The organism is Enterovibrio coralii (assembly GCF_001559595.1).
GTDB classification, from domain to species: domain Bacteria; phylum Pseudomonadota; class Gammaproteobacteria; order Enterobacterales; family Vibrionaceae; genus Enterovibrio; species Enterovibrio coralii.
This window is the reverse complement of sequence record NZ_LNTY01000006.1, coordinates 423,699-438,369: the sequence shown is the minus strand read 5'-3', so window position 1 is coordinate 438,369 and position 14,671 is coordinate 423,699. Positions and strand designations below refer to the sequence as shown.

Annotated in this window: 14 protein-coding genes and 1 pseudogene; 2 read left to right on the top strand and 13 right to left on the bottom strand. The window is 46.5% G+C overall.

Annotated elements, in window-relative coordinates; genetic code table 11:
* Positions 1-55 precede the first annotated feature (55 nt).
* Positions 56-589: a nicotinate-nicotinamide nucleotide adenylyltransferase gene (locus ATN88_RS02710; RefSeq protein ID WP_067411055.1), complete on the bottom strand. Its 534-nt coding sequence runs from the start codon at positions 587-589 to the stop codon at positions 56-58.
* A gap of 331 nt (positions 590-920) precedes the next feature.
* Here ATN88_RS02710 and nadE point away from each other — a divergent pair, with 331 nt between their 5' ends.
* Positions 921-1,757 carry an ammonia-dependent NAD(+) synthetase gene (gene nadE, locus ATN88_RS02705; protein ID WP_067411051.1) on the top strand — a complete coding sequence of 279 codons (837 nt, stop codon included), beginning with the start codon at positions 921-923 and terminating at the stop codon, positions 1,755-1,757.
* A 27-nt stretch (positions 1,758-1,784) separates the two neighbouring features.
* Here the strand turns inward: nadE and ATN88_RS02700 are convergent, their stop codons facing one another.
* From ATN88_RS02700 to ATN88_RS02660, 10 genes and pseudogenes are all read right to left on the bottom strand, one after another.
* Complete coding sequence (locus ATN88_RS02700) at positions 1,785-2,309, bottom strand: HD domain-containing protein (protein ID WP_067411046.1); 525 nt, start codon at positions 2,307-2,309, stop codon at positions 1,785-1,787.
* Positions 2,310-2,426: 117 nt separating this feature from the next.
* A complete protein-coding gene (locus ATN88_RS25425; RefSeq protein WP_083539399.1) occupies positions 2,427-2,579 on the bottom strand; it encodes a YoaH family protein in 153 nt (50 codons plus the stop codon).
* A gap of 64 nt (positions 2,580-2,643) precedes the next feature.
* On the bottom strand, positions 2,644-3,813 hold the full coding sequence (gene traF / locus ATN88_RS02695; RefSeq protein ID WP_067411043.1) for a conjugal transfer protein TraF: 1,170 nt from the start codon (positions 3,811-3,813) through the stop codon (positions 2,644-2,646).
* A 204-nt stretch (positions 3,814-4,017) separates the two neighbouring features.
* Complete coding sequence (locus ATN88_RS02690) at positions 4,018-4,896, bottom strand: DUF2861 family protein (protein ID WP_067411039.1); 879 nt, start codon at positions 4,894-4,896, stop codon at positions 4,018-4,020.
* A complete protein-coding gene (locus tag ATN88_RS02685) occupies positions 4,896-5,564 on the bottom strand; it encodes a response regulator transcription factor (RefSeq protein WP_067411036.1) in 669 nt (222 codons plus the stop codon). Before ATN88_RS02685 ends, ATN88_RS02690 begins: the two co-directional genes overlap by 1 nt.
* Positions 5,536-6,975 (bottom strand): ATP-binding protein, encoded by a 1,440-nt coding sequence (locus tag ATN88_RS02680; protein WP_067411031.1) that lies wholly within the window; start codon positions 6,973-6,975, stop codon positions 5,536-5,538. Before ATN88_RS02680 ends, ATN88_RS02685 begins: the two co-directional genes overlap by 29 nt.
* A 138-nt stretch (positions 6,976-7,113) precedes the next feature.
* Positions 7,114-8,498, bottom strand: a pseudogene (gene pntB / locus ATN88_RS02675) (Re/Si-specific NAD(P)(+) transhydrogenase subunit beta).
* A 15-nt stretch (positions 8,499-8,513) separates the two neighbouring features.
* Entirely contained in the window at positions 8,514-10,070 is a 1,557-nt protein-coding gene (pntA, locus tag ATN88_RS02670; protein WP_067411028.1) for a Re/Si-specific NAD(P)(+) transhydrogenase subunit alpha, read from the bottom strand.
* Positions 10,071-10,383: 313 nt separating this feature from the next.
* Entirely contained in the window at positions 10,384-10,659 is a 276-nt protein-coding gene (locus ATN88_RS02665; protein WP_067411923.1) for an HlyU family transcriptional regulator, read from the bottom strand.
* A gap of 240 nt (positions 10,660-10,899) precedes the next feature.
* Positions 10,900-11,091 carry a hypothetical protein gene (locus ATN88_RS02660; RefSeq protein ID WP_067411024.1) on the bottom strand — a complete coding sequence of 64 codons (192 nt, stop codon included), beginning with the start codon at positions 11,089-11,091 and terminating at the stop codon, positions 10,900-10,902.
* A 260-nt stretch (positions 11,092-11,351) separates the two neighbouring features.
* Between ATN88_RS02660 and ATN88_RS02655 the strand changes: the two genes are divergently transcribed.
* Positions 11,352-12,284 carry a hypothetical protein gene (locus ATN88_RS02655; protein ID WP_198158310.1) on the top strand — a complete coding sequence of 311 codons (933 nt, stop codon included), beginning with the start codon at positions 11,352-11,354 and terminating at the stop codon, positions 12,282-12,284.
* Positions 12,285-12,678: 394 nt separating this feature from the next.
* On the opposite strand, the gene ATN88_RS26620 is transcribed toward ATN88_RS02655, so the two are convergent.
* Both ATN88_RS26620 and ATN88_RS26615 read right to left on the bottom strand, forming a co-directional pair.
* On the bottom strand, positions 12,679-13,719 hold the full coding sequence (locus tag ATN88_RS26620) for a 5'-nucleotidase C-terminal domain-containing protein (RefSeq protein WP_232312708.1): 1,041 nt from the start codon (positions 13,717-13,719) through the stop codon (positions 12,679-12,681).
* A 29-nt stretch (positions 13,720-13,748) separates the two neighbouring features.
* Positions 13,749-14,405 carry a metallophosphoesterase gene (locus ATN88_RS26615; RefSeq protein ID WP_232312707.1) on the bottom strand — a complete coding sequence of 219 codons (657 nt, stop codon included), beginning with the start codon at positions 14,403-14,405 and terminating at the stop codon, positions 13,749-13,751.
* Positions 14,406-14,671: the final 266 nt, after the last annotated feature.

Sequence of the window (14,671 nt, the reverse complement as noted above, 5' to 3'; positions counted from 1 at the left end):
ATTTTATTTTTGTTGTTTTAATGTCGGTGCTGACAAGCCACCGCGTTGTTTATTCTTATAAGAATTTGAAATCACTTTCTTGCAAAGTATCGACAAGCGACGCCGTCGTGAGTCCTTCAATAGACTCGCCCTTCTCTAATAGCTCACGTATTTGTGTGCTTCGAACAGGAACTGTTTCAGGACACGCAAGCACAGCCCACTTAGAAAGAATCTCTTCCGCTTTGTAGAACTTGGAAAACTTGAGGAAGTTATCCGGGCCAATGACAAAGGTGAATTCTGCGTTTGGGTATATCTCTTGAAGATGATTCAGCAACGCCCACGTAGTCACTGAATTGCCTGCATCTAACGCTTGCTCGTCGGTGCACAGTTCAACATTGGTACAAGACACATCGTTGATAAACATACTGACCCAACGACAACGCTTATCAAAGTCCGCCATCTGTTTACCCCATGCGTGAGCAAAGCTCGGCACAAGAAGTACTTTGTCGAAATGTGAAAGTCGCTCTATCACACTCAGATGCCCTAACGTAGGTGGGTTAAAGGCACTGCCAAAGATGGCAATTTTTTGTGGTAAATCCGGTTTACTCATGGCGTTAAATTCATCGACTTTCAAAGCAAAAAACGGTGTAGAACCAATAAGGTTGCTAGATGGCTATATTGATACAGGATGTGGCGCTTATTCAATGTATTTCGCAATAAATGAAGACTATATGATGAAGAAATACACCGATTTTACTCTATGAAAAACAAGTGATCTTTATATTGGAAGCAACGTAACACCAGATACCTTGTTTTGAGGCCGCAAAGGCTGGCGACAGATTCGTCTAAGTTGAGTGACGACGCGCGATAATCCATGATTTTGTCGTCCAGTTAATGCAAAATACATGAACGAAATAAAAAGAACCGAGGAATCCTGCGAAATGGAACACGTTATCCGCGAAGAAATGCGCGTCCTACCAACCATCGACCCTGCATTTGAAGCGCAACGTCGCATCGACTTTATCAAGCAGCGTCTCATCGCATCTCGAACCAAATCACTGGTGCTTGGCATTAGCGGCGGTGTCGACTCTTCAACTTGTGGCCGACTCGCGCAATTGGCGGTTAATCAGCTGAATGAAGAAACTGGCAGCCAAGATTACCAATTTATTGCTGTTCGTCTTCCTTACGGCATTCAAAAAGACGAAGACGAAGCACAAATGGCGTTGAGCTTCATTCAACCAACGCTCTCTGTTAGCGTTAATATTAAAGACGGTGTAGACGGTCTGCACGCTTCTACTTTGTTAGCTTTAGATGGCACAGGCCTAATCCCAGAAGACGACGCAAAAGTCGACTTTGTGAAAGGTAACGTTAAAGCGCGTGCACGTATGGTTGCCCAGTATGAGATTGCTGGTATGGTCGGTGGCCTTGTACTCGGTACGGACCACTCTGCAGAAAACATCACGGGTTTCTACACCAAGTTTGGTGATGGCGCGTGTGACCTTGCACCATTGTTTGGTTTGAACAAACGCCAGGTACGCCAAGTCGCAGCATACTTGGGTGCACCAGAAACCTTGGTCATCAAAACACCGACTGCTGACCTTGAAGAACTGACACCACAGAAAGCAGATGAAGATGCCCTTCAACTGACTTACGATGAAATTGATGATTTCTTGGAAGGTAAAGACGTTCCTGATTACGTCACAGAACGTTTGGTTGGAATTTACAAAGCGACGCAACACAAGCGTCAACCAATCCCAACGATTTACGACGAAGAATAAAAAGAAAAGCACCGAAAGGTGCTTTTTTTATGCCCTGCCGAGCTTGTCGCCGACCTCAATCATCATATCCAATTCCCACCAAATCATTTCGCAGAGTCCGCGACGATAAGTAGCACTTCTGAAATCGGCATGCTCTTTCTGGTAGAGAACAAATTTTTCGGGATGAAAGAGTCGACTGGCTTTGACGTTGGCAAGACGATCGCAAGCTTTGACGATCAATGCTAAGCGTGCCGCGTCATCCAGCTCGTCGAGTTGCTTGAAGCGTTCATAAAGCTGCTTTTTCCGCGTGGCTCTATCTACGCCAAGAGGATCAGTGAGGTAACTTACCGACAGCGCAATGACCTCGCCAAAATCGAGGATCAATTCATCGACACTGGTGGTCGTGTCTTCAAGAATGTCGTGAAGCTGCGCAACAACCATCGCATTCAGACCAAATGGTTGAGAAAGGCGCTCAACATCATCAAGGTGAACATGATATGGAAACTCTCCATATCGCTGCCCTTCATGGCGCACCCTTGCTATCGTCCTTGCAAGCAATAAGCGATCGTTCAAATCCTTCCCCTAATTCCATTACGCTTTTAAAAGCCCTTGTTAAAGTAGGCTTATATTTTGGTATAGCTTAACGTTAGGAAAAAAAAAGAAAACGGCCAAATAATGGCCGTTTAAATATTAATCGTTTTTTTGTGAAGCTTCGCGCTCGCGAATCTCGTTCGCGACTAACATAATTGCTTCACCGCTGCTCATGCCTTGAGCCATCAACGCGTGAATTCTTTCCGCTGCCTCTTGCTGTTCCGCATGGCTTAGCGACGGCATACCATTCATATGCAACCTCTGACAAAGTAGATGTAAGGCGCGTATTCTACTTATGTGTCAAGGCGATGTCATCTTAGAATGTCATCGCAAGCTGTAATGAACCGCCGTAACTGTTGCTGTCGATCAACTGAGCCGCAAGATCCAAATGCACGGTATTAAACGGTGACAGACCCAAACCAAGCGTCAAGGTGCCATCTAGCGTATCTTCCAAATCCAACATGTAACCGGCACGCGCTTGCGCCCAACCCCACGCATTGAACTCGGTACCAAAACGGATCATCTGAGTATTGTCTTTGATTTCTGGCCCTGCTGCTTGTGCAAAACGGGTTTGTTCGTTCAGATCGATATCTAACGCCATCGTAAACAGATCCGTGACGTACGCACTACCCACTGTCATCAAAGGTTTTAACTCATAAGTGTATTGGCGTGCCCAGCGATTTGTTGTGGTGATGTCGTTTGCGATCAAGTTCTTTGCCGCGAAACCAATGCGAACTGGACCATTTTGCCACGCCGCACCAATGTCCATGTTGAATGCACTTTCTTCGGTACGGTTGTTGTCGGCATCCCAATCATCCACATTGAAGTCTTCAACAGACACTTGGTAGTGATAGGTATAAAGCTTCTGCGTTTTCGGCGTAACCCCTAACGCAATGCGTTGCCCCATAAACTCAATGTTACCTGCCAACGCTAAACCAACATCAACCAAACCGAATGCCAGCACACGAGCCTCAGACGTCAGTGTGGGTGCTGAGGTCGTTGAATTCTCAATTGCTGTGATATCGGAATCAGAGACCTCAGGCAACACGACCGCTTCGGTATAGGCTTTTACAAACAGGTTGCCAGAAATGGAATTTGTTGGAACGGCAACGGCACCACCAATACCACCGCTCAAGTACGCCACTTTGTTCTGTAAGTTTGACAAAGCATTCGCGGCATCAGTCCGGTTTGTTTCGCTTGTTGCATCTGCTTGGAAACGGTCATACACATCACCGAAGTCTTCCAGCGCGTCAACAAGATCATCTGGATCGCGGTATTGAACACCGAGGGTTGGCAATAAAACGCCGAAACTGGAATGAGGCTCCAGCGCGACAAGGGCTGGGTTATGGAAACCGGCTGCGAGGTAATCGGAAGCTACTGTCCCAGCACCACCCATGGCATCAATTCTTGCGTCAACACTGTAATTTGCAGCAAATGATGTAAATGGTGCGAGAGAAACTGCTAATGCCACTAACTTTTTATTCATAATAAGAATTCCATTTCGACGTTGTATCTAAGGTCGTTGGATGCAAAGCGGCTTTCAAACACCGCTATACATCAACTAATCCTTGATATGGTAGTCGAGTGGCAGTCTCATTAAGAAAACGAGTGGCTAGTTTGTGATATTTTTCAAACTATATTGTTATTCAATTGCTTAATTCTATAATTCAAACAAATACCGATACTACACTCACTGCTTTTTAGGTGTGAGTTGTTGGAGGTCAACATCGGGCAAATCAACTGCTCGCGCGATTCTTTGCACTTCTTCGAGCAAGATTGCGCCCTGCCAACGTCGCTCAATCAGCGCAACAGAAAACCAATATTGTCCATCAGGCACGTCAATCACCGGTAAGGATGTCGGCAGGTTCTTGTCTTTTTCTTCCGACCAGATAGGTGCCGACTCGCCGTCGTTTTGACTGTAGAGGTTCATAGAAAGGAAAGGTCTTGGGCACGTCCCTTTTAACTCCGTTGGAGGAGCAATACGCCAACTGCGGCTGTCTTTCCAGCTAATCGCTTGAATGGCTTCGGGCTGCGTGATCAATACGTTCGATGACCAGCGCTCACCGTTATTCGAGGTCACTTCAAGCTTATACAATCCGGCTTTAATCGCGCGAGATAAGCCATCGTAATCGAGCTTGAAATCGTGGGACTCTTCTTCCGTGAAGTTGCCATGAAGTACAGATTGATCAGGCCAAGCACTAAACGATACCGACGACACGCCAACTTTAGACGTACCGTAAATCGAGAAATGGTAGAAAACGCGGTTGGGTGTTTGAACGGTTTCTCGTCGAATAACGATGTTATCCAACCAGCTAGGTAACGATAAAGTGCTTAGACTGCGACCACAGTCTTCGGTGATAGCAAGAGAGAGAAGATCCGCCAGATGCGTTTTCTCCGTCTCTCCGACTTCTTGTTGCCACGCTTCAACCATAGCGTCAAAGCTTTCAGAGGTATTTCCTTCCAAGAGCTTTTGGTGCGCAGACGTCAACGCATCAGAGCCACTAAACCAAGCGGCAAAGAGCTGTCCCGGCACACACAGCCAAAATGTCAGAAATACCCATCGACTCATTATTGCATCTTCATTCGATAGCCAACGCCACGTAGCGTTTCGATTTCAATCTCAGGCAACTTTTGGCGAAGCTGCAAAACGTGGGTGTCCACGGTGCGGGTTGTTGGATAGTGGTTGTATCCCCACACTTGGTCGAGCAGTTCATCACGTGTGAATACGCGACCTGCGTTCTTCGCCAAGAATGCCAACAGATCAAACTCTGTACGGGTCAGGATCACTTCACTTTCAGAGCAGATGACACTGCGGGTTGCTGAGTTGATGCGCAGCGTTCCAACAACGATGTCGTCTTGCGTTGTATCTTCTTCTACAACGTTACGACGCAGGTGAACACGAATACGTGCCAGCAACTCTGCTTCAGCGAAGGGCTTGGTCATGTAGTCCGTTGCACCGGAATCCAAACCGCCTACACGATCACGCACAGATACCATCGCAGTCAGCATGATAACCGGTACGTTTTTCAGTTTTTTCCAACCATCAAGCCACTCCAGCGAATCACCTTCTGGCAGTTGACGGTCAAGAACAACCAAATCTGCTTTTGGCCAAAGAGCCTCAACTTTGGTCGCATTTTCTGCGTACAGTACGTTGTAGCCATTCTGTTCAAGGCTAGCTAAAAGACCATCAGCGAGGTTAGCATCATCTTCAATGAGTAACAGCGTCGTTTGGGTCACAAGGTATCTCCAGAATAAAGGTGGTTGGAGGGCCAACAAGGGTTAATTTGCCCCCCATCCTTTCGATCATTGATTCTACAATTGTCAGTCCGAGCCCAAGGCCCCTTTCGCTGACAAAAGGCTTACGAATTGTCTTCCAATCCTTCGCGGTTAACTGTCCTTGATCCTGCACCTTAATCGTCAGGTAACCGTTATGAATTTCTGCGATGACTTTTACTGGCGTCAGACCATACTTCTTCGCGTTGCTGATCAAGTTGTCGAGGGACGTTGTCAGCCAATAGATATTGACTGCGACAGGGCCATCTTCTTTGACCTCAAGACTGACCTCTCGTTCCTCGCACAGATATTCCAGCCACTCTTCAAGCGACGGAATGGTCTCTCTCACCAACTGCTGCTGATTTGATTGAAGGTAATCTTTGCTCGCCTCGGCAAGCTGCTTCAATCTCATCGAATCTTCACATAAACGCCTGAACTCGTCATACAACGGCTCTGGCAGACTATCAAACTTTCTGCGAAAACCTTCAACGGTCATCGACAAACTTGCTATCGGTGTCCGAAGTTCATGCGTGAGAATTTGTAATACCAGCATACGTTCTTGAATCAGACGACGTTTAACCGTCCAACGGTTAAATACCCAGCCCGCGATCCATAACAAGTTAACCACCGCCAAACCGATCACCAAATGTGACCAATAGGACGGTGCTTGTTCTTGGTTCCAGCAGACATTACCAATGCGAGATAAGCAATAGCCTTTCTCATCGGTCGGTGATGCCAGCAAGTCCAAACGCTCTAGCAGTGGCATCCAAACATCTGAAGGGTAAACGAGGTATTCGCTGCCCTTTCTCAGCCAAAGCTCGTCGTTTGAAAGTAAGGTTTCTGCACCGCCGTTCAGCGCATTAATACCGTGCTCCGGCATACGTTGAAGCTGACCTAACAAGGTTTCTGGCGGAGCAAGTAGCCTTTCTTTGATATGGAAAAAGCGCAGTAGCTCGTCGCGACGCTCGGGGAACTTCTCAACGTATTTAGCCGCATAGCTGCCGCCACCGGGATGAATCAGGTTAGAACGCGAAAACCAAACAGATGGCAAACGTGTGTTAAAACACATTGCACGGGTAAACACCAAAGGATCGGTTACCAATGGACTAACTGGCCAAGGGCCTGAACATTTTTGCGCAGCTTGATAAAGACGCTTGAGATCTTTCAGCGGGTATTTGGTGGATTGCGGTAACAGGCTGTCTGAAATGAGAAGTGCTTTGGGGTATTCGCTATGAATCGCATTCAGCGAATACTCGGCAATCGGTTTTTCACGCAATAGCGAAGACCTGAACTTATTTAACTGTTCAGGGAAAGAAGCATTTGCCCAAGCAGGAGCTTGAACAAGAAGAAGTAAGACTGCCAGGATCTTTCGCATGCCGAGAGATTAACATCAAAATATCCCAGAATGTCAGTACTTTGTCAGACTATCTTACGAAGTGTTTGCAATCGCGTAATATGTGCACAAAAAAGGCCAGCAATCGCTGGCCTTTCATTCTTACTGTCAATGTCTCGATTAAATTGCTTTCGCAATCGCGTCGACAGATTCTTTCGCATCACCGAACAGCATTGCCGTGTTCTCTTTAAAGAACAGTGGGTTTTGCACGCCAGCGTAACCTGTGTTCATAGAACGCTTGAAGACGATAACGTTTTTCGCATTCCATACTTCAAGTACAGGCATACCTGCGATTGGGCTGTTTGGATCTTCCATTGCTGCTGGGTTAACCGTGTCGTTTGCACCGATGACCAGAACAGTATCCGTCTCTGGGAAGTCTTCGTTGATCTCGTCCATTTCAAGAACGATATCGTACGGTACTTTTGCTTCCGCCAGCAGCACGTTCATGTGACCTGGCAGACGACCCGCTACAGGGTGAATACCAAAGCGAACGTTGATACCTTGTGCGCGCAGCTTCTCTGTGATGTCGTGAACTGGGTACTGAGCTTGAGCAACTGCCATGCCGTATCCAGGAGTAATGATGACATTCTTCGAGTCTTTCAGCATTTCTGCTACGTCTTCCGCAGACACTTCACGGTGCTCACCGTACTCAACATCAGAAGAAACAGACACTTCTTGGCCAAAGCCACCTGCGATAACGCTGATGAAAGAGCGGTTCATCGCCTTACACATGATGTAAGAGAGAATCGCACCTGAAGAACCTACCAACGCACCGGTAACGATCAGAAGGTCGTTTGCCAGCATGAAACCTGCTGCCGCTGCTGCCCAACCAGAGTATGAGTTCAGCATTGACACGACCACTGGCATATCCGCACCACCGATAGATGCTACTAAGTGGTAACCGAAAGCGAATGCAATCAGCGTCATCACGATCAGCGCGAACATACTGCCGTCAGCTTTCACGAAGTAAACCATCAACAGCGTTGAAACAACAACGGCCGCCAGATTCATCTTGTGCTTGTGCGGAAGGTTCAACGGAGAAGACGAAATGATGCCGCGCAGTTTACCGAATGCAACGATAGAACCTGTGAAGGTTACCGCACCGATAAACACACCCAAGAACACTTCAACCATGTGAATAACGTGCTCGGTGTGCGCGAACTCGCCTGAGTACACTGGTGCTCAAGGTAACTGTTGTAACCTACCAGAACCGCAGCCATACCTACGAAGCTGTGGAGGATTGCAACCAGTTCTGGCATTTCGGTCATTTCTACTTTGCGAGCGTAGAAAATACCAATACCGCCACCAATGACCATTGCCACGATGATCATACCGAAACCTTGTGAGTCTGGGCCGAAGATCGTTGCAATCAGTGCGATCGCCATACCGGCGATACCGTAATAGTTACCATTCTTTGCTGTGGTTTGCTTAGAAAGCCCCGCCAAGCTCAGAATGAAAAATAGTGCAGCAACAATATATGCCGCTTGTGCTAGTCCTGCAGACATTCTTTGCTACTCCCCTTAACCCTTACGGAACATTTCAAGCATGCGCTTGGTAACCGTAAAGCCACCAAAGATATTAATGCTTGCAATGAGAACCGCGATAAACGCGAGGAAGGACACGACGCCATTCCCTTGACCGATTTGCAACAGCGCACCAACAACGATGATGCCTGAAATAGCATTCGTTACTGACATCAGAGGCGTGTGCAGAGCGTGCGTTACGTTCCATACCACGTAGTAACCCACCACACAGGCAAGTACGAACACGGTAAAGTGGGATAAGAAAGCAGGAGGAGCAACAGAGGCAACCCAACCAAACGCGCCCAGGGCAGCGACAAGACCAACGATTTTCTTCGTTGGAGATGTTGGTTCTTCAACTTTCTCTGCTTTGGCAGCAGGTGCGGCTTGAGGTTGCGCTTGAGGCTGTGCAGAAACCTGAATTGGTGGAGCTGGCCAGGTGACTTCGCCATCTTTCACTACGGTCACACCGCGAAGAACCACATCTTCAAAGTCGATGTCGATATTGCCGTCTTTCTCTTTGCAGAGAAGCTTCATCAGGTTGACAAGGTTTGTGCCGTAAAGCTGGGAAGACTGAGTAGGAAGACGACCAACCATGTCGGTGTAGCCAATGACCTTAACGCCATTTGGAGTGGTGATGACTTTATCCGCTTCGGTGTATTCACAGTTACCACCGTTAGCAGCAGCAAGGTCAACAATCACGCTACCCGCTTTCATGGAATCAACCATTTCCTTGGTGACCAGCTTAGGAGCTGGGCGGCCAGGGATCAGCGCGGTAGTGATTATGATATCAACGTCTTTTGCTTGTTCTGCATAAAGTTCAGCCGCTTTACGGTTAAACTCATCAGACATTTCTTTTGCATAGCCGTCGCCACTGCCTGCTTGCTCTTCGAATTCCACTTTCAGGAACTCTGCGCCCATACTTTCAACTTGCTCTGCCACTTCTGGGCGAACGTCGAACGCACGAACAATAGCACCAAGGCTACCTGCAGCACCGATAGCAGCTAGACCTGCAACACCGGCACCCGCAACAAATACTTTCGCAGGTGGTACTTTACCCGCAGCGGTGATTTGTCCGGTAAAGAAGCGACCAAACTCGTGAGCGGCTTCGACAACAGCACGGTAACCCGCGATGTTTGCCATTGAACTCAACGCATCCAACGCTTGCGCACGAGAGATACGTGGTACGGCATCCATTGCCAGCACGTTAATCTTCTTCGAGGAAAGCTGTTGCATCAATTCTTCATTCTGAGCTGGCCAGATAAAGCTGACGAGGGTTCCACCCTCTTTGATGCGTGCGATTTCGTCAATGCCGGTTTCGTCATTTTTGACTGGCGCATTCACCTTAAAGATGATGTCTGATTGCCATACGGTGTCAGCGTCAACGATCTTAGCACCAGACTCTTCAAAGGCTGCATCATCGAAGCTGGCTAGTACACCAGCATTTTTTTCGACGACAACATCGAAGCCCATTTTTAACAGCTGCTCTACCGTTTTTGGGGTGGCAGCAACTCGCGTTTCATGCGCAAGTACTTCTTTTGGAACACCAATTTGCATAGTTAGTCCCTGACTATTGGCAGTGTAAGTAATCTTTTTGTAGCGAACTGATAGGTCTTAATCAAGTACTTCTGTAGGAAAAATACCAAAATATTTAACAATCAACCCTTAAACGGGGTAATTTTAATGACTTTTAGTAATAAAATAACGCCATTTATCGATGGACAGAGGTCAGACCTTTTCAATTCACTTCGCATTAAGCTATTGATTAAAAAATAAATTGGAGACTTACTCACCAATCACACATTAATAATTCCTAGCCTCGACATACTTTTTGACCGAAATCGATTACAAATACGTTGATCTTGGTCAGCTAGCTAAACATTCTTTCGCCCATTTGATCGATAAATAGTTGAGACTTTTTGAGCATTAGGTCGTTTGCACCTTCTTCGCTCGGCAATAAGTCTGAGCGAATGAAGCTGTGCGTTTGAATTTCACCGTCGATTTCCTTACAAATGCGACCGCTGATGCGAAATTGCCCGCCTTCAGACTTTGCCTCTGGGTAAATCAAAAACCCTTTGTATTCCGTTGGCTCGACCTCTTTTGTTTTTTGTTCTTTATCGCCAAAAAGCCAGCTTAATAAACCCATGATAAATATCTCACTTTTCAAAATGGAGATCTTATAGTGACGAAGACGATAAAACTTGTCCATAGCAGGTCGCGTAAGCGAAAGATGGAGGCACAAAAACCAACACTAACAATGTTCTAGCGATAACATGCAATAGAGCAGGAAGAAACAGACGAGCTGAAGTCAGAAGGATGAGGATGCAGATAAGAAAAAAGCGCAGACAAGATGCTGCGCTTTTTAGAAGAGGTATCAAACTGATGTTTAACGCATTAAACCGATATCGCGTTTAATGTGGTCTGGCAAATCGTTGGTAGACAACATCGATTTATTAGCTTGTTTACTGCGAAGCACGTCCAGCGCATGAGTAATCAATCCTTTGAAAGAAACCGCATAGCTTTTTTGAGTTTTACCAGCAGAAGTGTAGGCTTCGCCGAAGTTTACTGCCTGAGTCATATTTTTCTCACTACATGATTGTCTTTGCAGGTTAAATTCTATGCATTTTTAACAATCAGGAAAAATGACTTAAAGTATCACCTTGAATTAGTTTTTCTAATGCGAATACTTATCCTCTCGTTACACATAGCTATCCTTGACCTCTCGTCGCCACTAGCACATCTCTTTGCAGTCTCCATTTGTCCATTATATATATTTATTTATCAAATCATTTTCAGTTTGATAACATTTGGCTTTAACAAAGGATTGTTGAGGTCACATTGCTCGCGTTAATTGCTAAACACTCGTCGTTGTTTCTCTTTAGTGGTGCTTTACTAGGATTTGCACTCCCTACTTTGTCATCTGCACTGCTTCCTGCCCTGCCGTACATTTTATTCACTCTTATGCTTTTCACCCTTATCGGCATCGATCAAAAAGCCTTAGTGAAAGCGTTAGCTAAGTCAGCACCTTGGCGTTATGCCCTTGTCCATGCAGGATTAACAACAGTCGTCGCCAGCTCCATAGCCTTGTCGCTGGATGCGAGTGCTGATTTGCTCCTCGCCATTGTTGCGGTATGTGCAACCGGTAGCCTTTTTGCCACACCAGCGATTGTAAGAAGTGTCGGGTTTAACCCCCTTTCAGCGATGGCTTACACCATTGCCAGCACCTTGATGATGCCCGTCATTTTGTTTATCAATCTTTCCGTCTTTAGCGGAGACGATTTCTCGTTAGACATGAAAGAGTATTTCATTCGCTTGATCGTGTTTATTTTCGGACCCATGTTGCTGTCTTATTTGATTCGCAAATACGCGCCTCAAGAAGGCCTCGCACGCGTCCATGGCAAAATCGCCCAGTTCACCATTGTATTGGTGTTTAGCTTTCCGTTTGGGTTGAGTGGGCAATATCGTTGGCTTTGGAATGATAATCCCAAGTTTGCATTGGTTACTTTATTGATTGCAGTAGCAATCTGCGTCTCATTTTTCCTAATTGGGCTAGCGGTATTTTGGAGAAAAGGAAAGGAAGCCGCATTTATCGCAGCGATTACGTCAGGGAATAGGAATGTCCTCTTAACCTACTCAGTGGCAGGTGTTTTCTTAGGACCGTTGTATCTTCCGTTGATTGGCGCATTACAATTACCAACCTACATACAACCTTTTGTCGTGAAGTATTTCGTAAACCGCTCGAAAGCAAACATTAGCGAATCTGCTGTCTAGCTGAAATACAGAAAGCACAATGAACCTGATGGGCCCGCTGTCAGGTTTATTGCCTCTCAGCGTGCGTTACATTGCAGCAGGCACAAAGTAAACCAGTGAAACCCATGCTGCTAGCCAAAAAGCGATCAATCCAAGGTCTAACCAATCACGTTTCTCAACCATAGAGCCTCCTCAATCGTTGCTCTTATTTGTATCGGCGAACACGTTTGAAACTGTAATATTCCAAAACCACTTTTCCGTAGACGGCAAAAATTGGCTTTGTTTCACTTTGGAAGCAAAATTTGGGCTCAAAATGTGAGCAGGTTAGAAAAGAAGTCAAAAAAGAAAAGGAGTTAGAGCAATATCATCCTCTTAACTCCTTCATTCAAAACGATTTAGGGAAAATCGAGAGCGGTTATTCAATTATCTTTTGAAGTTGTTCTGATTGAGCGACCAACTCTTTACAAGAGCGTGCGTATTCAATGAAGCTGTCTGACAGAATAACATCGATAGACTGCGGTGGTTCTTGCAAACCTTTCAACGAGTCGTAACCTTCTTTGCCCTGTGACGTATATGCCGAAGACACGGCATGATAGGTTTCGTCCATCTTCACATCTTCCCACGTACCGGATTGAGAAAGGTACTGCAGCTCAGTAATCCGCTGCCCTTTTGGCTTGCCGATACTGTATATGTAACGAAGACCCGCCGTATATGGGAAACTGCCGTCACCCGTTCCTTCAACGCCATTATTTGTCGCGTTGTCAATGGCACCTTCCAAGGCTTGCATCACCTGAAGGCCGGTTGGCTTGTAGAGCATGATGTCGATGGCAAACGGCAATAATCTGCCTGCCACTTCAGCGGCAGTGAGTTTGCCTTTCTCTAGGCTTACTCGCACACCACCAGCATTGTGAATAGCAAAATCGACGTGATGTCCTCGCGTTCTCCCCGAATAGATAAGCCCCTCACACACCAGTGGCGCAATTTGGCTTGCTCCTTTCTCGTCTGGGACGCGGATATGGCGAAGTCTTTCGGGAATTTTTGTGACAACGTCACGCTTTAGTTCTTCAACAGCAGGGCGATACTTCTCATTGAGCACCGCTTTTAATGCTTCATCACCACGGCAATGCACGACATTCGGTTGATTCAGCAAATACGCCTTGGCGAGCTCGAATTTCTCTTTTGGCAGTGTTTGGTCCCATGACGTATCCATGGCCAAACTTCTACCAAGCATTAACACATTACCGCCGGAATACGCATCAACCTCACCGAATTCATTCAAAGTGATGTCTAGCTTACCCAACGCCAATGCGTGACAACCCGCTTGAACCACCAGCGTTTTGTTAATCAAACGACCGTATGGTCCCATGTCGCCAAGTCCAAGGTTCGAAAAGTCACCCTGTAACACATGACTGTGTCCACCGACAATAAGCGATAGCCCTTTTACTTCTTCTGCCATTTTCAAATCTTGGTCATAGCCCAGATGACTCAGCAGGATGATATGAGGGGTCTTATGCGTTTCGTGGATGTAGCAATAGTGTCGATGATCGTTTGTTTGGCGTTGATAAATGGGGTATCCGCATCTGGCATTGCGATGTCGGCCATTTTGTCTAGTGCCACACTGAATATTGCCACCTTCTGGTCGCCAAAATCCTTGATAAGGACATCAGCCGCTTGGTTTTCTGGGTTATACGGCAGTAAATTTACTTTTCCCTTCACAGGGTGTGCTTTGCCCTCGCATTCCTGGCTAACGTCCCAGTTACCTGCAAGAAGCGGAAATTCAATTTGGTCTAAAAACTTCGAAACAGCAGCATTGCCAAGATCCAGTTCGTGGTTTCCCAGTGCCATGGCATCTGGGGCCAGCTGGTTCAACAACACGGCGTTAGCTTCACCTTTAAACAAGCTGTAATAAAGGGTTCCTTGGAAGCAATCCCCCGCATGCAGGAACAGGAAGCCATCACTGGAGGCTTTGGTCTCTTCTCTGAATTTTTTCACGACTGAAGAAACGCGAGCGAATCCACCGACATTGGCGTAAACACGGTCTTCTAGGCAAGGTATTGCAAGCGAAATGGGCGTAGGTTCGAAATGGGAGTGAGTATCGTTGACGTGCGCGATAGCTAGCTTTATAGGTTTTGTTCTAAGCATGGATTCCTTTTATGCGTAAGCGCAAAATCAGAGTGTATCAGATCCATAGCCTAGTTCACAGATATCACAGTTTTGTTGCACTTTTCGTCAGCCAAACAGTGTGAAAGATATCAGTTTCGTGGCGGCACCCAAGGTCAGACTGAGCATGGCACCATACCACCATCTCATTTCTTCTTTCGAAAGGCTGCGAATGTGGAACAACACAACATTCACTCTGTGCCAATTGTGAGTGCGGCTCGCATATTGAAAAGCACACCGCACCAACA